This is a genomic window from Micromonospora sp. NPDC047738, assembly GCF_040642675.1.
In the GTDB taxonomy this organism is placed as follows: Bacteria; Actinomycetota; Actinomycetes; order Mycobacteriales; family Micromonosporaceae; genus Micromonospora.
This window is the reverse complement of the sequence record NZ_JBEYSO010000002.1, coordinates 388,317-405,660: the sequence shown is the minus strand read 5'-3', so window position 1 is coordinate 405,660 and position 17,344 is coordinate 388,317. Positions and strand designations below refer to the sequence as shown.

Below are 17,344 nucleotides of genomic sequence, written 5' to 3'. Positions count from 1 at the left end.
CGGAGTGTGCTGGTGAGCCCCGCAGTCGCGAACGAAAAGAGGCTCAGGTGATCCTCAACTGGCAGCTCGCCGCGGCCGTGCTGGGCGGGGCCGCCGTCGGGCTCGGCCTCTTCCTGCTGGTCCGCGAGGCGCTGCCGGCCACCCCCGCGCTCGGCCCCGCGCTGCGCCGGCTGCACCAGCCGCCCGGGCAACTGGCCACCGCCCGGGGCGGGCCGGACTGGCTGGGCGGTTTCTCCCGCTGGCTGCGCCCGCCGCACCGGCAGCTCGCCCTGCTCGACCGCACCCCCGAGCAGTACGCCCTGTCGGTGCTGCTCTCCGCCCTGATCGGGTTCGCCACGCCGGCCCTGACGTCGGCCGTGCTGTTCCTCGGCGGGGTGTCGCTGCCGCTGGTCGTACCCGTGTTGGGCAGCCTGGGGGTGGCGTTCCTGGCCGGCCTGCTCGCCCACCGCGAGGTGCTGGCGAAGGCGGACGCCGCGCGGGACGAGTTCCGCCAGGCGGTCTGCACCTACCTGGACCTGGTGGCGTTGCAGCTGTCCGCGGCGCACGGCCCGGTGCAGTCGCTGGAACGGGCGGCGGCGGTCTGCGACGGCTGGGTCTTCGACCGGATCCGGGAGGCGCTGCGGATCGCCCAGCTCCAGATGCACTCGCCCTGGGACGAGCTCCAGGAGCTGGCCGACCGGATCGGCATCCCGGAGCTGGGCGACGTGGGCGCGATCATGCGCTCCTCCGGCAGCGAGGGCGCCCAGGTGCACGAGACCCTGCGCAGCCGCGCCGACTCGCTGCGCGACCAGATCCGCACCGACAACCTGGCCCGGGCCGAGGGGGTGACCAGCCGGCTGGACATCCCGGGCTCGTTGCTGGTCTTCGTACTGCTCGGCTTCGCCGTCTATCCGTTCCTCGCCCGTCTGTGAACCACCCGCGAGAAGGAGAACCCCATGCGCCTGTCCACCTACCTGTACGCCGCGGTGACCAGCCGCCTGGCCGAGCTACGGCGGGACACCGAGCGCGGCGACAGCCCGGTGCCGACCGCGGTGATCATCTTTGGCCTGGTCGCGGTCGCCATGGCGGTCACCGGACTCGCCCTGGCCAAGGCCAACAACTGGATGAACGCCATCCCGGACAACACGGCGCCGAAGGCACCGTGATGCGTCGCCCCGCTCGTACGGACCGGACCCGGCCGGCGTCCGCCAGCCGGCCCACCGGCCGGTGCGACCCGGGGCGGATCGCCGCCGTCGTCCGTGGCCGGCTCGCCGAGGGCGGAACGGAGCGGGGGGCCAACCCGGTCGAACTGGCGGTGGTGATGCCGGCGATCCTGGTGCTGCTCTTCGCCTCGATCCAGGTCGCCGTCTGGTTCGTCGCCCGGTCCACCGCCCTCAACGCGGCGCAGACCGGGGTCAACGCCCAGCGTGCGTTCCAGGCCCCGCCCGACGCGGGCCGGGACCGGGCCAGCGCCTTCCTGCGCGCCGCCGGTGACTGGCTCGTCGGCTGGCAGGCCCCCGGTCCCACCTGCACGACGACCGCCACCGAGGTCACCTGCACGGTCAGCGGGCGCAGCCTGTCGGTGATTCCGGGGGTCCACTTCCCGGTCCGGCAGACCGCGCACGGCACGGTCGAACGCTGGACGACGGGGTGAGGCGCATGGCGGGCCGGCGGGACCGGGGTTCCGTTTCGATCGAGGTGGCGGTGCTCGCCCCGGCCTTCATCGGGCTGATGGTGCTGGCCGGGGTGGCCGGGCGGACGGCCGTGGCCGCCGAGGCGGTGGAGTCGGCCGCGCACGATGCCGCCCGGGCCGCCTCGATCGCTCGGGACGCGGGTGCCGGCCGGACCGCGGCCACCGACGCGGCCCGCCGTCAGCTCGACTGGTCGGGGCTGCACTGCACCGCCCCGCCGGCACTGACCTTCCGAGGCTCGATACGGGGGAGGGAAACCAGCTTCGCCGCCGCGTACCGCAGCGCGCCCGGAGTGCCGGCCACCGTCACGGTCACGGTGACCTGCCGGGTCTCCTTCGCCGACCTGGAGGCGCCCGGGCTGCCCGGGGTGCCGGACGGCAAGACCGTCTCGGCGAGCTTCACCTCCCCGCTGGACACCTACCGGAGCCGACGATGAGCGGTGGGCACGTGTCGGACAGCGGCCGGGTGAGCATCTTCCTCGCCGTGGCGATGACCGGCGTACTCGTGATCATCAGCCTGGCCTACGACGGCGCCGGGCAGCTCCGCTCGTTGCAGCGCGCGGACAACCTGGCCGCCGAGGCGGCCCGCAGCGGTGGCCAGGTCATCGACCGGGCCCGGGCGATCGAGGGCGGCCCGAAGGAGATCGACGAGGCGGGCGCCCGGGACGCCGTCGCGGACTACCTGCGGGCCGCCGGCGGGGTCCGCGGGCACGACGTCAGCTTCCCGGTGGTCGACGGCGAGAAGCAGATCCAGGTACGCGTCCGCATCACCTACCGCCGGGACCTGCTCGGCCTGTTCGGCCTGGGCAACTCCGTCACCGTCACCGGTGAGGCCACCGCGCGGGCGCTCACCGGGGCACCGTAAGGAAAGGAAGGCAGCCATGGCCGCACCGCAACGCTCCGCCGTACGGCGGACCGGCCAGGTCCTCACCGGGCTCGGCGCCCTCGTGGTGCTCTGCGCGGTGCTGGCCGGCGGGCCGATCGCGCTCCTCGCCTTCGCCGGCAACCCCCTCCCCGATCACCTGCCCACCCTCGCCGAGGTGGGTACGGCGTTGACCAGCCGCGACGACGGACAGCTCTTCCTGCGGGCGCTGGCCGTGGTGGGCTGGTTCGGCTGGGCGACGTTCGCGTTCTCCGTACTGGTGGAGTTGCTGGCGGCGGCGCTGCGCCGGCCGGCGCCCCGGCTGCCCGGGATGCGCCGGCAGCAGCGGGCGGCGGCCGCGCTGGTCGGCTCAGTGGCGCTGATCCTGGCGGCGAGCCCGGCCGCGGCGAGCGCCGCCACCCTGGCCGCCCCGCACCCGGCGGCCGCGCCGCCGGTCGCCGCCGCGCCGCCGCTCGCCGCCGCGCCGCCGGAACAGGCCGCCCCGAGGCGCGCCGCCCCGCCGGAACAGGTGGCCGCTCCCGTCCTCGCCGCCCCGCCGGCGTCCGACGCCGGTGGGCCAGCCGTCTACCGGGTGGCGAAGGGCGACTACCTGGGCACGGTGGCCGAGCGGTACCTGGACGACTTCGAGCGCTACCGGGAGGTGACCCGGCTGAACCGGCTCGCCGACCCGGACCGGATCCGCCCCGGCCAACTGCTGAAACTGCCCGCGGGGGCGGTGGACGAGGGAGCCCGCCGGCACGCCACCGGAAAGGTGGTCATCCCGGCCCGGCCGGCCTCCGGCCCGGGTACGCCGGCCGCCGCTCCGGACGGACCGGCGGCGCCCGGATCGTCGACGACGCCCCTGAACGGAGCGGGCGTGACGTCGAACGCGGGCGGTGCCGGGGCGACCGGGCAGGCGCCGAAGGCGAAGCCGTCCCCAGGGCGGACCGGGGCGGGGCCCACGGTGGCGGAACCGGCGGGCCAGCCGCCGGCGATGGCGGCGGGGGCCTCCCCGGCCACCGCCGCCGACGGCATCAACCGGCCGCTGGCGATCTCGGCGGTTCTGGCGGTGGCGAGCATCGTCGGCGCGCAGATCGGGGCGGTGCTCGGCCTGCGGAGACGGCCGGTGGCCGCCCGGGCCGCCGGCCGGGCGCTGGCCATCGGCCGGCATCGGAAGGACTGACCGGCGGCCCCGGGTCAGGGCAGGCGGGCCTCGAGCCGGCCGTTGACCACCCGGGTCGGCAGGATGACCTGGTCGTTGGCGGCCGGCCCGTGCACCACCTCGCCACCGTTGAGCCGGAACGTGCTGCCGTGCCACGGGCACACCACGCAGTCGTGGCCGTCCACCTGCTCCACGTTGCCCTCGCCGAGCGGGCCGCTCTGGTGCGGGCAGCGCTCCAGCATCACGGTGACGTCGTCGCCGTGCCGGTAGAGGATCACCGCCACGTCGTCGATCTCCCGGGTGACGAGCTGCCGCTGCGGCACGCTGGACAGGTCACCCAGCGGGTGCCAGCCCTCGCTCATCAGGTGCATCTCCGAGATGCTCTGGCTGACCTGCGCCCCCTGCTTGTAGGCGAGGTGCCCACCCAGGTACGCCCCGCCGCTCGCCGCCGACAGCCCCGCGTACGCGAGCGCCCGGCCCATGCCGTGTCGACCGTTCCGCCGGGCGACCAGCGAGCCGACGTAGCAGGCCAGGGCGATGCTGTTGGCGGTGGCGTGCACCAGGCCGACCCGCCGCTGGTCGCGGGACAGGGCCGCCCAGTCGTTGAGTCCGGCGACGGCGGCCGGTACGGCAGTCACCGTGCCCGCCGCGATCAGGGTGGTCGCGGCCCGGCGCTGCCCGGGCATCAGGTCCAGTACCGCGGCGCTCATCCAGGCGCCGACGGGCAGCTGCACCATCGCCGGGTGCAGCGGATGCCCGAGCCAGACACCGTGCAGGAAGTCCCGGATCCGCTGGCCGCGCAGGGTGCCCTGGACGGCCCGCTGAAGCCGGTCGCCGATCCCGTCGAGCCGGGAGTTCTGTTCGAGTTTCATCAATAGTCCGCGCACCCGGTCCAACTTCCCGGCAGTCGAGCTCCCAAACCGGGCGGCAACCCCGAATCACCCCATTGGGTGTCACCTCGCGGAGCGGCCTCGCGACGGTAAATCCGTCGCCTTCCGCGCCGCCGGCCGCCATCGTGGTTCGGGTGTACGCGCACGCCTCCCGCACCCCGTCGTCTTTGCCAGCGGCCCGGCTGGTCGCGGCGCTGAGCCGCCCCGAGGCCGTACCCCCGCCGCTGCTGATGCTGCTCGGGATGGTGTCCACCCAGGTCGGTGCGGCGGTGGCCAAGCAGCTCTTCGCCGACACCAGTGCCGGGGGCACCACCACGCTGCGGCTCGGCCTCGGCGCGTTGGTCCTGCTGTCCGTCACCCGCCCCACGCGGTGGCCCGGCTGGCGGGCGGCCGGCCTGGTCGGGGCGTTCGGGGTGGCGATGGCCGCCATGAACCTCGCCTTCTACGCCGCCCTGCAGCGGGTGCCGCTCGGGGTGGCGGTCACGGTCGGTTTCGCCGGCCCGCTGCTGGTGTCGCTGCTGGGCAGTCGCCGGGTGGTCGACGTGCTCTGGGCGCTGCTGGCCGGGGCGGGCGTCCTGCTCCTGGCCGGGCTCGGCGGGATCGGGGTCGACCCGCTCGGCCTGCTGCTCTGCGCGCTGATCGCGGTCGGCTGGGCCGGGTACGTGCTGCTCGGCAAGGCGATGAGCGGGCACGTGCCGGGCAGCCGGGGGCTGGCGTTGGGCATGGCGGTGGGTGCGCTCTGCGTACTCCCGTTCGGGGTGGCGTCCGGCGGCGCGGAACTGCTCGACCCCCGCATCGTGGCGCTCGGGCTTGGGGTGGCGCTGCTGTCGTCGGTGCTGCCGTACTCGGCGGAGCTGGCCGCGCTGCGCCGGATGCCGGCCCGGGTCTTCGCGGTGCTGCTCAGCCTGGAGCCGGCGGTGGCGGCGCTGGTGGGCGCGCTGCTGCTCGGCGAGTTGCTCGCCTGGCCGCAAATGCTCGGCGTGGCCTGCGTGGTGGGGGCCGCCCTCGGCGCCACCCTGGCCCGCCGCGGCTGAGCGCTCACCGGCCACGCGGCTCGCGCCGCCCACCGGGCGGCCGCGTCCTCGAGCCGGTCACCGAGCCCGGGCCCAGGAGATGAAGCGCCGGGTCAGGTCCTCCGGCGCGGCATGCCCGTTGAGCTGCGACAACTGCGCGCCCGCCTCGGCCATCAACGTGCTCAGGTAGACCAGCAGCGCCGTCCGGTCGGCTCGGTACTCGACCAGCAGGGCGAGCCGGGCCGGCTGGCAGGGCCACTCCGCGCCGCATCGCCGGCACCGCCACAGCGGACGCATCGGCAGGTGGGGGCGGGACGCCCGGCTCATCTCACGCCGCCGTTCCGCCGCCATCCACCGGCCCGCCACCTGGGACCTGCGTCGGTGGCAGGAGGACGCCGACTTCGCGGTCAGCGTCCTTCGCCGCCCCGCCGGCTGATCCATTTGCCCCTATGCTGCCGGGATGTCTGACGACCCGGTTGCCCCGGCCGCTCCGGCCCGCCTTGTCCGCCCGCGAAAGGCCCTCCGCCTGGTTGCGGCTGGGCTGCTGGTCGGACTGGTGACGCTCGGTGTCGCGGTGGCGGCAGCCTGGCTCTCGCCAAGCTCGCCGAGCGGGAGCCGGCATCCTGCGCCGAGGATGCGCCGTGCCTGCCCGACCTCGGGCCCGTGATCCTCGCCATCCTGTCCGTGCCGGTCCTGATGGCCGTCGTCGGCCCACTGGCCGCGCGGATCCTGCGGCTGCCCGCACCAGGGCTGTTCGCGATGCCGGTGATCTGGGCCGTGGTGGTCGCGTGCGTGTTGCTGGGGCCGGCGGACTGGCGGCAGCACTGGCCGTTCGACAGCCCCGTCGGGCTAGGGTTCACCTTCCTGCTGCCCTACGCCGGGCTGGCGCTGTGGGCGGGCCGCCGCCGGGGCGGCACCTCGCCCGACGCCGGCGCCGGCCGGTCGGGCTGATCGTCAGGCGGGGGCGGCGGCCGGGTCGAGCGGGCTGCCGGCCGGCACCAGGCTGACCAGGCTGGCGGGCAGCCGGACCGGGCGGACGCCGGCGTAGCGGCGCCGGACGCGACGGCGGACTCGACCACCGCGCCGCGCCCCCGGGTTGCCCAGGGACGTCGCTGCGGCAGTGTCCGCCAACGGCGGTCGAAGCTGTTCTTCACCGTCGACCCAGGCGACGCCAGGGAGTTGTCCCGGCACACCAAACCCGAGCTGGACGAGCACGACCTCGCCCACCTCGACGTGTACACCGCCGCCCGGCTGCTGGTCGGCAACCGGGAACTGCCCGGGTTCACGTTCGTGACCAATCCGCCGGCGCCGGTCGTGGGTGAGGCGACCGCGATCCGGCAGGAGTGCGCCGCCGCCCACCGCCGCACCGACGGCGAGCCGCCGTTGCAGCAGCTCGCCCGCACGGCGATGAAGCGGCGCATGGCCGAACACGAACGCTGACCCGCTCGCTCGTTCGGGGGCTCGGCCGGGTACGGCATGGGGGGCTCGTTTGGGGGTGTCCACGAGACGAGGCCCCACACGAGTCCCCTCCATCCGGCCTGTCAGGTGCCTGAACTGCCCAAATCCGGCCGACAACAGCGTCGCATGCAAGATCGACTCGTCCAGACTCCCTACGGGATTCTCTCTCCAGGGGTGAACACACCTATGCCGCAATCGTGCTCTGCTGGCCACCTATCCCCACACCACCACCCGCGACCGCCTGCTGCTCCAGCTGCTCGACGACCATCAGGTCCTCACCACCGACCAGATCCACCGCATCCTGTTCCACGCCCACCGGACCTGTCAGATCCGGCTCGGTGAGCTGGCCGCCCTGGGCCTGCTGGACCGGTTCCGGTTCGCCCGCGACGGCGGCGGCAGCCAACCGTGGCACTGGACCCTCGGCCACAACGGCCACCGATTCCAAGCCGCCGCCCACAACCTGCCCGAACCCACCGTCCGAGCGAGCCGCCAGAGCGTGCAACGGCTGTCGGCCAACCCCAACCTGACACACCTGCTCACCACCAACGAATTCTTCGTCCGACTCACCGCACACACCCGCCAGCACTCCGCGACGCGGCTGGACCGGTGGTGGTCGGAGGCGACGACCACCAAGCAGTTCCGCACCATCACCGCCGACGGGCACGGCCTGTGGAGCGTCGCCGACACCACCGCAGGGTTCTGGTTGGAGGCCGACACAGGCACCGAACCCCTGGGCCGGGTCGTGGCCAAACTCGACCGCTACGCCCCACTCCCCCGGCGCGGCGGACCCGGCTACCCGGTGCTGTTCTGGCTCCGCAGCCAGCAACGCGACGAACACCTTCACCGGCTCCTGCGCGGCAGGCGCGGCGATGCCCCATTCGCGACCGCCACCCACGCCACCGACCCCGCCGCAGTGGCCTGGCTCCCCGGCGGCGCCACCTGCCGGATCCGGCTCGCCGAGTTGCCCAGCGACCACGGCCAGCCCGTGGCGGACAACCCGAACTACGACGACGGCGTATTCGTGCTCTGACAAGCCCTGACGAATCCTGTCAGCCCAGGTCAGAGGCATGGTCGTGATTCCTGACAGGCGCGGTGCTGTCAGGTCACAAAGGTACGGTGAAAATTTCTTTCTTTCCTCGCACCGCCGCCCGTCTGCTCCTCTGCAGATGCGCCCGCGCCAGCGGGATCACCCAAACCCCACCTCTCAGGTCGGCTCGTGACCTACACCTCGCGCCTGTCACGGCAGCTTCCCAGCGCAAACGCCGCCGAGTCGGGCCGCCCGACCGAGCCCCCGGAGCCTGTGGAAAAGCGGGCGGAAGCCAGCTTCCCCCCGGTCCGCGACCGGGCGGAAGTGCAGTACCAGACGGCCGGAAGTGTGCTACCGAACGGCCGGAAGCGTGCTTCCGCCGAACCGTCCTTAACCGTCAATAACCAAGAGAGCCCACGCTCGCTTCGCGGCGCAATCCTCCCCCCTCACCCCGCCGCCGCTCTGGGCCTGACCACCGACCTCGCCACCGCCGCCGACATCCTCGGCATCTCACGGTCAGCGGCCTACAAGCTGGCCCGCCGGAACGCCTTCCCCGTGCCGCTGATCTGCGCCGGAGCCCACTACCGGGTGCCGATTCCACCGATCCTCACCGCGCTACACCAGCAGCCGCAGCAGCGGCAACGGCGGCGACTGCGTCGAGGTCGCCGACAACCTTCCCGACCTGGTCGCCGTCCGCGACTCCAAGGACCCGACCGGCCCCACCCTCACCTTCACCCCCACCGCCTGGCGCACCTTCCTCACCCAGCCACCCACCCGCGCCTGACGCGATCCATTCACCATCCCTGTTCAGGGCCCGCGCTCGGATATACTGCTACTGCTTGCCGTATATAGGAGGCGCGAATGACCAAGATCCTCGTGGACGTCGACGATGAGGCGCTGGCCGACGCGGCCAGGGCGTTCGGCACCAAGACGAAGAAGGACACGGTCAACGTCGCGCTCCGCGAGGGAGCGGCACGGCTGCGCCGGGCCCGCGCGCTGGCCGAATTGGCCAGCCGCGGGCAGGCCGGTGACTTCGACGAGCTGCTCGACAAGGACGCCTACCGGTCGTGAAGCTCGCCGACTATCTCGTCGACACCAGCGCACTCGTCCGGCTACTCCGCGACCCGGAGGTGCTGGCCCGCTGGGAACCCACCATCACCGCCGGTCTGGTCGCCATCTGCCCCCTCGTCGAGCTGGAGTTCCTCTACTCGGCCCGCTCCGTCGCCGACCGCACCCGACTTGAACAGCAGCTTCGCGCCGCCTTTGGCTGGGTGGCGATGCCCGACCGGGTGTATGAGCGGGCGGCCGAGATACAGCTGGAGCTGACCGAGCGCGGAACTCACCGGTCGGCTGGTGCCGTTGACCTGCTCATCGCGGCAACGGCTGAATACCAGGGGCTGTCCCTGCTGCACTACGACCGGGACTTCGAGCAGGTCGGCGCGGTGACCGGCCAGCCGATGCGCTGGCTGGCCCCGGCCGGTTCGATCAAGTGAGGAATGTTCCGCACCACGGACCGAGACCTGCCGTCACCGCGCCGATCTCTGGCGCGCCGGCCGCCGCCGACGGCATGCTGACCCGATGGGAGTACGCGTCGAGCACGCCGGGCCGGTGACCACGGTGATCCTGGATCGGCCGGAGGCCCGCAACGCCGTCGACGGCCCGACCGCCCGGGCCCTGGCGGACGCGTTCCGCGCGTTCGAGGCCGACCCGGACGCGGCGGTCGCCGTGCTCTGGGGCGCGGGCGGCATCTTCTGCTCGGGCGCCGACCTCAAGTCCATCGATACGCCCCGCGGCAACCGCGTCGAGCCGGAGGGCGACGGCCCGATGGGCCCGACCCGGATGCGCCTCTCCAAGCCGGTGCTCGCCGCGATCTCCGGGTACGCCGTGGCCGGCGGCCTGGAGCTGGCGCTCTGGTGCGACCTGCGGATCGCCGAGTCGGACGCGACGCTCGGGGTGTTCTGCCGGCGCTGGGGCGTACCCCTGATCGACGGCGGCACGGTGCGGCTGCCCCGGCTGATCGGGGAGAGCCGGGCCATGGACTTGATCCTCACCGGCCGCCCGGTCCCCGCCGACGAGGCGTACACGATGGGTCTGGTGAACCGGCTGGTCGCCCCGGGCGAGGCCCGCGCGGCGGCCGAGCGGCTGGCGGTCGAGATCGCCCGGCACCCGCAGACCTGCCTGCGCAACGACCGCGCGGCGCTGCTCGCCAACGCCGGCTTGCCCGAGCCGGAGGCGATGGCCACCGAGCTGGCCTTCGGCACGGAGTCGCTGATCACCGACGCGATGAAGGGCGCCGCCCGGTTCACCGAGGGCGCCGGCCGCCACGGCGCACCGGCCGACTGAGCCGGGCCTACTTCAACGACCGCAGCGCGTCCTCGATGGCGCGGTGGAACGTCGGGTACGCGTAGATCATGTGCCGGAGGTGGCTGATCGGGACCGCCGCGTGCACCGCCACCACCAGCGCGGACAGCACCTCGCCCCCGGCCGGGCCGACCGAGGTGGCGCCGACCAGCACGCCCTGGTCGGCGTCGGCGACCAGCTTGATGAAGCCCTCGTTGCCGGCCTTGTGGATCCAGCCCCGGGCCGAGGCGGTCAGGTCGGCGTACCCGATCTGGACGTTGATGCCGCGCTCGCGGGCCTGCCGCTCGGTGAGGCCGACCGCGCCCACCTCCGGGTCGGTGAAGGTGACCCGGGGCATCGCGCGGTAGTCGGCGCGCGGGACGCTGCCCGGCGCGGCGGTCGGCCCGCCGGCGCTCATCGCCCCGCCGACCGCGCTGGCCGCCCCGGCGGCGCCGCCGACCACGCTGGCGGTGCCGCTCGCGTCCGGGCCGCCCCTGGTATGCCGCATGTGGTCGAGCACGTCGGCCACCACGATGGCCGCCTGGTACATGGCGATGTGCGTGAATGCGCCCTCGCCGGTGAGGTCGCCGACCGCCCAGATGCCCTCGGTGACGTGCATCCGCTCGTTGACCGGCAGGTAGCGCTGGGCGGCGTCCACGCCGACGGTGTCCAGGCCCAACTCCTCCAGGTGCGCCCTCCGGCCGGTCACCACCAGCAACTGCTCGCCGGTGAACTCGGTGCCGTCCGCGTGCACCGTGAAGGTGGTGCCGTCGTGGCTGACCCGCCCGGCCCGCACCCCGGTCTCGATCCGTACGCCGTCGGTGCGCAGCGCCCGGGCGGCCACCTCGGACGCCTCCGGCTCCTCGATGGCGAGCACCCGGTCGGCCGCCTCGATCACGGTCACCTGGACGCCGAACCGCGCGAAGACCTGGGCCAGTTCCAGCCCGATCGCGCCGCCGCCGAGCACCAGCAGCGACGCCGGCAGCTCCTCGACCTCGATCGCCTGGTGGTTCGTCCAGTACGGGGTGTCGGCCAGGCCGTCGATCGGCGGGATCGAGGGGCGGGTGCCGGTGCCCAGCACGATCCCGTACCGGGCCTCGAAGACCTGGTCGCCCACGCGTACCCGGTTGGGGCCGTCGAGCCGGCCGCTGCCCCGGACGAACCGGCCGCCCTTGCCGGTGAAGCGCTCGACCGCCACCCTGTCGTCCCAGGTGTCGGTGGCCTCCTCGCGGATGCGCTTGGCGACCGGCGCCCAGTCCGGCCGGACCTGCGCCGAGCCGGCCAGCTCGTTGACCCGGTGCGCCTCGGCCAGCGCGTTGGCCGCCCGGATCATGATCTTGCTGGGGATGCAGCCCCAGTAGGGGCACTCGCCGCCGACCAGGTTCCGCTCGATCCCGACGACGGTGAGGCCGGCCTCGGCGAGCCGCCCGGCCACCTCCTCGCCGCCGACCCCGAGCCCGACCACGACCACGTCCACCAGTTCCGGCTCCGCCATCCCGCCAGCATCCCGTACGCGTGGGCGGTGAGCCACCGCAGCGGGCGGAATTCGCGCGTCCGGTCCGACGTGGACGGCCTACCGTAGCCGGATGCACGCGCGCTTCGCCCCGGTCCGGGACTGCTTCCACGACCTGCTCGCCACCGGGCGAGAGACGGGCGCCGGCCTGACCATCTGGTATGACGGGCAGCCGGTGGTCGACCTGACAGGCGGGCACTGCGCGGGCGTTCCATCCGGCCCGGCCACCGCCGACCGCGCCGCGGCCGGTAACCCGTGGCGGCCGGACACGCTGGTCAACGTCTACTCGGTCGGCAAGCCGGTGGCCGCGCTCTGCCTGCTCATGCTGGTCGACCGGGGCCGGGTCGAGCTGGACCGGCCGGTGTCCGCGTACTGGCCGGAGTTCCGCACCCCGGCGAGCGTGCGCCAGGTGCTCAGCCACACCGCCGGGCTGCCGGCGTTTCCGGTGCCTCGCCCGGCCGGGGCGGTCGCCGACTGGGCGCTGCTCTGCGCCGACCTGGCCGCCGCCGAGCCGGAGTGGGCGCCGGGCAGCGTCGCGGGCGAGCACGCCTGGACGTACGGGCACCTGGTGGGCGAGTTGGTGCGCCGGGTGGACGGGCGGTCGCTGGGCCGGTTCCTGGCCGAGGAGATCGCCGGACCGTGGCGCCTCGACCTGGGCTTCGGCCTGCGCCCGGCCGACCAGCGGCGCTGCGCCGACCTGACGTACGCCGATCCGGGCTGGCCGACCCGCATGCTGGGCGAGCCCGGATCGCTGCGGGCCCGGGCGATCGGCAACCCGGCCGGCGGCCTCGACCTGGCGGTGGTGAACCACCCGCTGTGGCGGTCCGCCGAGGTCCCGGCGGTGAACCTGCACGCCACCGCGTCCGGCCTGGCCCGCCTCTACGCGGGCCTGCTCGCCGGCGGCACTCTCGACGGGGTACGCCTGGTCAGCCCGGAGCTGGTCACCGAGGCGACCCGGGCGCAGTACGACGGCCCGGACCTGGTGCTGGACCGGCGGGCGTACTGGACCTTGGGCATGCAGTGGGAGCCGGACGGGAGCTGGGGCATGGGCGGGATCGGCGGGAGCAGCGCCTGGGCCGACCCGGAGCGCGGCTACACGTTCGCGTACGCGACCTCCCGCCTCGCCGAGCACGACCGGGCGGAAGAGCTGGTCGAGGCCCTGCACTCCTGCCTGTGACGGGCCCCTTCACACGGCCAGCGCCGGCTGGATCGCCGGCCCGGGGACGGCCACCGGCGTGCCGGCCGGGGTGAGCAGTGCCCGCGCGGCCACCGCCAGCCGTCGCGGCACGGGTACCCGGGCCCGCCGCGCGAAGACGTCGTAGCCCTGGGCGGCCACCTCGTCCAGGATCCCGCCGTAGAGCTCGTACGCGGTGCGCATGCAGGCCTGCGAGGCGGCGGTGAGCAGGGGGATGCCCGGCGCGGCTGCCGCGTAGTGGGCCTGGGCGCAGGTCACCGCGTACTTGATCAGCTCGCGGATCTGCGGCGTGCTGTGCCCGACCGCCCGGGCGGCGAGCAGGTCGGCGTGGGTGACGTCGAACATCGCCAGGTGCTCGTCGGGGAGGTAGGTCCGGCCCCGGTCCAGGTCCTCCGCGACGTCCCGGATGAAGTTGGTGAGCTGGAACGCCAGGCCGAGCTGGCGGGCCGGTTCCCGGGCGGCGGCCGGGTCGGAGCTGCCCAGAATCGGCAGCATCATGGTGCCGATGACGGCGGCCGAGCCCTCCATGTAGTCGAGCAGGTCGGCATAGGTCGGGTACCCGGTGACCGTCAGGTCCATCGCCATGCTGTGCAGGAACGACGCGAAGTCGGCGGGGTCCAGCTCGAAGATGGCGATGGTGTGCAGCACCGCGGGGAGCAGCGGGTCGTCGACCGGCTCCCCGCGCAGTCCGGCGGCGAAGCGGTCGGACCAGGCGGCGAGCCGGGCGGCGCGCTCGGCCGGCGTCAGGTCCTCGGTCGAGTCGACGATCTCGTCGGCGTACCGGGTGAATCCGTAGAGGGCGTGCACGTGCCGCCGTTTCCAAGCGGGCAGCAGTCGGGTGGCGAGATAGTAGGTCCGACCGTGACGTCGGTGCAGCTCACGACAACGGTCGTAGGCCGCGGCGAGATCGGCGTCCACCGGCCCTCCTCATATCGACGCATCAATCGACGCAACTCGTAGCCTAAGGTACGCTCGCCGACATGGCCAACGACGCGGTGGCGGCGAGACCGACGCAGCGGTGAGGGAGGTGGGCACATGCGGAGCGTGACCGGACGGACCGACCGGGTGGTGGTCGTCGGCGCCGGCCTGGGCGGCCTGGCCTGCGCGCTGCACCTGGCCGGCCACGGCCGGGAGGTGACCGTCCTGGAACGCGAGGCGGTGCCGGGCGGGCGCGCCGGGCGGCTCGCCGTCGACGGGTACGAGTTCGACACCGGCCCGACCGTGCTCACCATGCCGGACCTGATCGCCGAGGCGCTCGGCGCGGTCGGCGAGGAACTGACCGACTGGCTCGACCTGACCCCGCTGGACCCGGCGTACCGGGCGTACTACCCGGACGGGTCGACGCTCGACGTGATCAGCGACACCACCCGGATGGCCGCCGAGATCGCCCGGGTCTGCGGCCCCCGCGAGGCCGACGGCTACCTGCGGTTCGTCGACTACGCCCGGAACCTGTGGCAGTGGGAGCGGGCCGACTTCATCGAGCGCAATCTGGACGCGCCCTCCGACCTGCTCACCGTCAACCTGGTGAAGCTGCTGGCCAACGGGGCGTTCCGCCGACTTCAGACGAAGATCAACCAGTTCTTCCGCGACCCGCGCACCCAGCGGATCTTCTCTTTCCAGGCGATGTACGCCGGCCTCGCGCCGCACGACGCGCTGGCCATCTACGCGGTCATCGCGTACCTCGACTCGGTGGCCGGGGTGTCCTTCCCGCGCGGCGGCATCCACGCGGTCTCCCGGGCGATGGCCGGGGCGGCGGAGAAGCACGGCGTGCAGATCCGGTACGCGACCACGGTGAGCCGGGTGGAGACCGCCGGCGGCCGGGCCACCGGGGTGGTGACCACCGACGGCGAGTTCGTCCCCGCGGACGTCGTGGTGCTCAACCCCGACCTGCCGGTCGCCTATCGGGACCTGCTGCCCGCCGGCCGGCAGCGGCGGCTCACCTACTCGCCCTCCTGCGTGGTGCTGCACGTCGGTTCGAGGCAGGGCTATGCGAAGATCGCCCACCACAACATCCACTTCGGACGATCCTGGAAGGGTACGTTCGACGAGGTGATCCGGCGAGGCGAGCTGATGACCGACCCGTCGCTGCTGGTGACGAACCCGAGCCGGACCGACCCGTCGGTGGCCCCGGCCGGGCGGCACACCTACTACGTGCTCGCCCCGGTGCCGAACCTCGACCGGGCGCCCCTCGACTGGCGCGGCGACCTGACCCGCCGGTACGCCGACCAGCTCGTCGAGACCCTGGAGCAGCGGGGCTACGTCGGCTTCGGGGCCGGGATCGAAGTGCTGCGCACCATCACCCCGGCCGAGTGGGCGGAGCAGGGCATGGCCGCCGGCACCCCGTTCGCCGCCGCGCACAACCTATTCCAGACCGGGCCGTTCCGCCCGACCAACCTGCACCGGACGCTCGGCAACGTGGTCTTCGTCGGCTCCGGCACCCAGCCCGGGGTGGGGGTGCCCATGGTCCTGATCAGCGGCAAGCTCGCCGCCGCGCGTATCACCGGAGCCGGTCGGTGAGCGCGTGGCGCGACGCGGCCCCGAACGAAAGGCCGGTCCCGTGACGTCCCGCGAAGAACACCTGGTCGAGTTGGTCGACGACGCCGGGCACGCGCTCGGCGAGGCCACCGTGGCCGCCGCCCACCAGCCGCCCGGTCGGCTGCACCGGGCGTTCTCGGTGCTGCTGGTCGACCCGGACGGGCGGATCCTGCTCCAGCAGCGGGCCGCCGTGAAGACGCGGTTCCCGCTGCGCTGGGCCAACTCCTGCTGCGGTCACCCGCTGCCCGGCCAGTCGCTGGCCGAGGCCGCCAACCGGCGGCTGGCCGAGGAACTGGGCGTCGACCCGGTCGACCTCACCGAGGTCGGGGTGTACGTCTACTACGCCGAGGACCCGGCCACCGGCCGCGTCGAGTTCGAGTACGACCACGTGCTGCGCGCCGAGGTGCCCACCGCTCTGCCCACCCGACCCGACCCCGAAGAGGTGGCCGGTCTGCGCTGGGTCGACCCGGGCGAGCTGACGGCCGACCTCGACGTCGACCCCCGCGCGTACGCGCCGTGGCTGGGCGGGGTGGTGAGCCGGCTGCTGCGGCCGGCGGCTCCCGTCGCCGCCCCGTCCCGTCCGGCGCCAGCCGATCAGGCAGCGGAGCGGCCGGGTGGCCGATGAGGCGCTGAGCGCGGGGGCGGTCGCCCGCCGCCTGGGGGTCGCGGTCACCACCCTGCGCACCTGGCACCAGCGCTACGGCCTCGGTCCCAGTGCGCACCTACCGGGACACCACCGGCGCTACACGGCGGCCGACCTCGCCCGCCTGGAGATCATGCGGCGGCTCACCGTCGAAGGGGTGGCCCCGGCCGAGGCGGCCCGCTGGGCCCGGCAGGCGCCTGCGGCGGTCCCGCCCGACGTCGGCGCGCGGCTCCGGCGACAACGCCAGCCCGGCGGGTCTGCCGCCGCGCGGCGACCCGGGGCCATCGCCCCGCGGGCCGCCCGGGACGGCGGCGGGACGACCATCCCGGTCGGCCGGGCCGGTCCGGTCGCCCGCGGGCTGGCCCGCGCCGCCATGCGGCTGGACTCGGTGGCGATCGGCGAGACGATCGCGCACGCCCTCGCCACCGACGGCGTGGTGGCGACCTGGGACGGGCTGCTCCGGCCGGTGCTTGCCGGGATCGGCGAACGGCACGCCGCCACTGCCGCGCTGATCGAGGTGGAACACCTGATGTCCCGGTGCGTCTCCGAGGCGCTCGCCGCGGCGGCCCGGTCGCACCCGGCCGCCGGCCCACCCCCGATCCTGCTCTCCTGCGCCGACGAGGAACAGCACACGCTGCCGCTCGAGGCGTTGGGCGCCGCGCTCGCCGAGACGGGCGTGGGCTACCGGATGCTGGGGGCACGGGTGCCGGTGGCGGCCCTGCTCGAGGCGGTCGACCGGACCGGGCCGGCCGCCGTGGCGCTCTGGTCGCACACCCGGGCCACCGCCGGTCCGCACCAGCTCTCCGCGCTGCTCGCCGCCCCTCGCCGGCCGCTGCTGGTGCTCGCCGCCGGGCCGGGGTGGCAGGCCGACACGCTGCCGGCCGGCGTGGTGCGGCCGGTGGACCTGACCGAGGCGGTCTCGCTGGCGGTGGCCGTACGGGACTCGCTGGAGCAGCCGACGGCGGGCTGACACCCCTCCCGGTTCGGCGCGACGTCCACTACCGTCGGTAAGTCATACCCCGACCCCTCTTCGGGAG

Annotated in this window: 22 protein-coding genes and 3 pseudogenes; 19 read left to right on the top strand and 6 right to left on the bottom strand. The window is 74.2% G+C overall.

Annotated elements, in window-relative coordinates:
- Positions 1–50: 50 nt before the first annotated feature.
- From ABZ783_RS05295 to ABZ783_RS05270, 6 genes are read left to right on the top strand one after another with little or no spacing between them, the layout of a single operon-like run.
- A complete protein-coding gene (locus ABZ783_RS05295; protein ID WP_357434780.1) occupies positions 51–911 on the top strand; it encodes a type II secretion system F family protein in 861 nt (286 codons plus the stop codon).
- Positions 912–935: 24 nt separating this feature from the next.
- On the top strand, positions 936–1,145 hold the full coding sequence (locus tag ABZ783_RS05290; RefSeq protein ID WP_073834216.1) for a hypothetical protein: 210 nt from the start codon (positions 936–938) through the stop codon (positions 1,143–1,145).
- A complete protein-coding gene (locus ABZ783_RS05285; RefSeq protein ID WP_357434624.1) occupies positions 1,145–1,633 on the top strand; it encodes a TadE family protein in 489 nt (162 codons plus the stop codon). Before ABZ783_RS05290 ends, ABZ783_RS05285 begins: the two co-directional genes overlap by 1 nt.
- A 5-nt stretch (positions 1,634–1,638) precedes the next feature.
- Positions 1,639–2,106, top strand: coding sequence for a TadE/TadG family type IV pilus assembly protein (locus ABZ783_RS05280; protein WP_357434623.1), 468 nt, complete (start codon positions 1,639–1,641; stop codon positions 2,104–2,106).
- A complete protein-coding gene (locus ABZ783_RS05275) occupies positions 2,103–2,534 on the top strand; it encodes a hypothetical protein (RefSeq protein ID WP_357434622.1) in 432 nt (143 codons plus the stop codon). Before ABZ783_RS05280 ends, ABZ783_RS05275 begins: the two co-directional genes overlap by 4 nt.
- A 16-nt stretch (positions 2,535–2,550) precedes the next feature.
- The gene (locus ABZ783_RS05270; protein WP_357434621.1) at positions 2,551–3,714 is read left to right on the top strand and encodes a LysM domain-containing protein; all 1,164 of its coding nucleotides are present in this window, start codon (positions 2,551–2,553) and stop codon (positions 3,712–3,714) included.
- Positions 3,715–3,728: 14 nt separating this feature from the next.
- On the opposite strand, the gene ABZ783_RS05265 is transcribed toward ABZ783_RS05270, so the two are convergent.
- The gene (locus ABZ783_RS05265) at positions 3,729–4,580 is read right to left on the bottom strand and encodes a Rieske 2Fe-2S domain-containing protein (RefSeq protein WP_357434620.1); all 852 of its coding nucleotides are present in this window, start codon (positions 4,578–4,580) and stop codon (positions 3,729–3,731) included.
- A gap of 137 nt (positions 4,581–4,717) precedes the next feature.
- Between ABZ783_RS05265 and ABZ783_RS05260 the strand changes: the two genes are divergently transcribed.
- The gene (locus ABZ783_RS05260) at positions 4,718–5,617 is read left to right on the top strand and encodes an EamA family transporter (RefSeq protein WP_357434619.1); all 900 of its coding nucleotides are present in this window, start codon (positions 4,718–4,720) and stop codon (positions 5,615–5,617) included.
- A 57-nt stretch (positions 5,618–5,674) separates the two neighbouring features.
- Here ABZ783_RS05260 and ABZ783_RS05255 read toward each other — a convergent pair whose 3' ends face one another.
- Positions 5,675–6,037 carry a hypothetical protein gene (locus ABZ783_RS05255; protein WP_357434618.1) on the bottom strand — a complete coding sequence of 121 codons (363 nt, stop codon included), beginning with the start codon at positions 6,035–6,037 and terminating at the stop codon, positions 5,675–5,677.
- Between the two features lie 222 nt (positions 6,038–6,259).
- Between ABZ783_RS05255 and ABZ783_RS05250 the strand changes: the two genes are divergently transcribed.
- Positions 6,260–6,547: a hypothetical protein gene (locus ABZ783_RS05250; protein ID WP_357434617.1), complete on the top strand. Its 288-nt coding sequence runs from the start codon at positions 6,260–6,262 to the stop codon at positions 6,545–6,547.
- Between the two features lie 3 nt (positions 6,548–6,550).
- On the opposite strand, the gene ABZ783_RS05245 is transcribed toward ABZ783_RS05250, so the two are convergent.
- The gene (locus tag ABZ783_RS05245; RefSeq protein ID WP_357434790.1) at positions 6,551–6,727 is read right to left on the bottom strand and encodes a hypothetical protein; all 177 of its coding nucleotides are present in this window, start codon (positions 6,725–6,727) and stop codon (positions 6,551–6,553) included.
- Between ABZ783_RS05245 and ABZ783_RS05240 the strand changes: the two are divergent.
- A pseudogene (locus ABZ783_RS05240) lies at positions 6,696–7,036 on the top strand (type VI secretion protein); the annotation flags it as partial. The gene ABZ783_RS05245 and the pseudogene ABZ783_RS05240 sit on opposite strands and share 32 nt — an antisense overlap.
- Before the next feature lie 202 nt (positions 7,037–7,238).
- On the opposite strand, the gene ABZ783_RS05235 reads toward ABZ783_RS05240, so the two are convergent.
- Positions 7,239–7,457: a hypothetical protein gene (locus tag ABZ783_RS05235; RefSeq protein WP_357434616.1), complete on the bottom strand. Its 219-nt coding sequence runs from the start codon at positions 7,455–7,457 to the stop codon at positions 7,239–7,241.
- On the opposite strand from ABZ783_RS05235, the gene ABZ783_RS05230 reads away from it, so the two are divergent.
- From ABZ783_RS05230 to ABZ783_RS05205, 6 genes and pseudogenes are all read left to right on the top strand, one after another.
- Positions 7,353–8,084, top strand: coding sequence for a replication-relaxation family protein (locus ABZ783_RS05230; protein WP_357434779.1), 732 nt, complete (start codon positions 7,353–7,355; stop codon positions 8,082–8,084). The two genes, ABZ783_RS05235 and ABZ783_RS05230, sit on opposite strands and share 105 nt — an antisense overlap.
- Before the next feature lie 456 nt (positions 8,085–8,540).
- Positions 8,541–8,678 (top strand): annotated as a pseudogene (locus ABZ783_RS05225) (DNA-binding protein); the annotation flags it as partial.
- Between the two features lie 16 nt (positions 8,679–8,694).
- Positions 8,695–8,865 (top strand): annotated as a pseudogene (locus tag ABZ783_RS05220) (DUF397 domain-containing protein); the annotation flags it as partial.
- A gap of 77 nt (positions 8,866–8,942) precedes the next feature.
- Positions 8,943–9,152, top strand: a complete 210-nt coding sequence (locus tag ABZ783_RS05215) for a type II toxin-antitoxin system VapB family antitoxin (protein WP_357434615.1) — start codon at positions 8,943–8,945, stop codon at positions 9,150–9,152.
- Positions 9,149–9,574 carry a PIN domain nuclease gene (locus ABZ783_RS05210; RefSeq protein WP_357434614.1) on the top strand — a complete coding sequence of 142 codons (426 nt, stop codon included), beginning with the start codon at positions 9,149–9,151 and terminating at the stop codon, positions 9,572–9,574. The genes ABZ783_RS05215 and ABZ783_RS05210 overlap by 4 nt, the downstream gene beginning before the upstream one ends.
- A gap of 85 nt (positions 9,575–9,659) precedes the next feature.
- Entirely contained in the window at positions 9,660–10,424 is a 765-nt protein-coding gene (locus tag ABZ783_RS05205) for a crotonase/enoyl-CoA hydratase family protein (protein ID WP_357434613.1), read from the top strand.
- A 7-nt stretch (positions 10,425–10,431) separates the two neighbouring features.
- Here the strand turns inward: ABZ783_RS05205 and ABZ783_RS05200 are convergent, their stop codons facing one another.
- Positions 10,432–11,916: an FAD-dependent oxidoreductase gene (locus ABZ783_RS05200; protein ID WP_357434612.1), complete on the bottom strand. Its 1,485-nt coding sequence runs from the start codon at positions 11,914–11,916 to the stop codon at positions 10,432–10,434.
- 91 nt (positions 11,917–12,007) lie between these two features.
- Between ABZ783_RS05200 and ABZ783_RS05195 the strand changes: the two genes are divergently transcribed.
- Positions 12,008–13,111: a serine hydrolase domain-containing protein gene (locus ABZ783_RS05195; protein WP_357434611.1), complete on the top strand. Its 1,104-nt coding sequence runs from the start codon at positions 12,008–12,010 to the stop codon at positions 13,109–13,111.
- A gap of 9 nt (positions 13,112–13,120) precedes the next feature.
- Here ABZ783_RS05195 and ABZ783_RS05190 read toward each other — a convergent pair whose 3' ends face one another.
- Positions 13,121–14,047 (bottom strand): phytoene/squalene synthase family protein, encoded by a 927-nt coding sequence (locus ABZ783_RS05190; RefSeq protein WP_357434610.1) that lies wholly within the window; start codon positions 14,045–14,047, stop codon positions 13,121–13,123.
- A 117-nt stretch (positions 14,048–14,164) separates the two neighbouring features.
- On the opposite strand from ABZ783_RS05190, the gene crtI reads away from it, so the two are divergent.
- The 3 genes from crtI to ABZ783_RS05175 are packed head-to-tail and all read left to right on the top strand — an operon-like array spanning position 14,165 to position 17,277.
- Positions 14,165–15,646 (top strand): phytoene desaturase family protein, encoded by a 1,482-nt coding sequence (gene crtI, locus ABZ783_RS05185; RefSeq protein WP_357434609.1) that lies wholly within the window; start codon positions 14,165–14,167, stop codon positions 15,644–15,646.
- Positions 15,647–15,686: 40 nt separating this feature from the next.
- The gene (gene idi / locus ABZ783_RS05180; RefSeq protein WP_357434608.1) at positions 15,687–16,289 is read left to right on the top strand and encodes an isopentenyl-diphosphate Delta-isomerase; all 603 of its coding nucleotides are present in this window, start codon (positions 15,687–15,689) and stop codon (positions 16,287–16,289) included.
- Positions 16,279–17,277 (top strand): MerR family transcriptional regulator, encoded by a 999-nt coding sequence (locus ABZ783_RS05175; protein ID WP_357434607.1) that lies wholly within the window; start codon positions 16,279–16,281, stop codon positions 17,275–17,277. Before idi ends, ABZ783_RS05175 begins: the two co-directional genes overlap by 11 nt.
- The last annotated feature ends 67 nt before the right edge of the window (positions 17,278–17,344 follow it).

Excerpts from the sequence above, each read along its gene's own strand:
- ABZ783_RS05280 (WP_357434623.1), top strand. The coding sequence starts at position 1,639 with ATGGCGGGCCGGCGGGACCGGGGTTCCGTTTCGATCGAGGTGGCGGTG.
- ABZ783_RS05215 (WP_357434615.1), top strand. The coding sequence starts at position 8,943 with ATGACCAAGATCCTCGTGGACGTCGACGATGAGGCGCTGGCCGACGCG.
- ABZ783_RS05290 (WP_073834216.1), top strand. The coding sequence starts at position 936 with ATGCGCCTGTCCACCTACCTGTACGCCGCGGTGACCAGCCGCCTGGCC.
- ABZ783_RS05255 (WP_357434618.1), bottom strand. The coding sequence starts at position 6,037 with ATGGATCAGCCGGCGGGGCGGCGAAGGACGCTGACCGCGAAGTCGGCG.
- crtI (WP_357434609.1), top strand. The coding sequence starts at position 14,165 with ATGCGGAGCGTGACCGGACGGACCGACCGGGTGGTGGTCGTCGGCGCC.
- ABZ783_RS05200 (WP_357434612.1), bottom strand. The coding sequence starts at position 11,916 with ATGGCGGAGCCGGAACTGGTGGACGTGGTCGTGGTCGGGCTCGGGGTC.
- ABZ783_RS05270 (WP_357434621.1), top strand. The coding sequence starts at position 2,551 with ATGGCCGCACCGCAACGCTCCGCCGTACGGCGGACCGGCCAGGTCCTC.
- ABZ783_RS05275 (WP_357434622.1), top strand. The coding sequence starts at position 2,103 with ATGAGCGGTGGGCACGTGTCGGACAGCGGCCGGGTGAGCATCTTCCTC.
- ABZ783_RS05195 (WP_357434611.1), top strand. The coding sequence starts at position 12,008 with ATGCACGCGCGCTTCGCCCCGGTCCGGGACTGCTTCCACGACCTGCTC.
- ABZ783_RS05285 (WP_357434624.1), top strand. The coding sequence starts at position 1,145 with ATGCGTCGCCCCGCTCGTACGGACCGGACCCGGCCGGCGTCCGCCAGC.
- ABZ783_RS05205 (WP_357434613.1), top strand. The coding sequence starts at position 9,660 with ATGGGAGTACGCGTCGAGCACGCCGGGCCGGTGACCACGGTGATCCTG.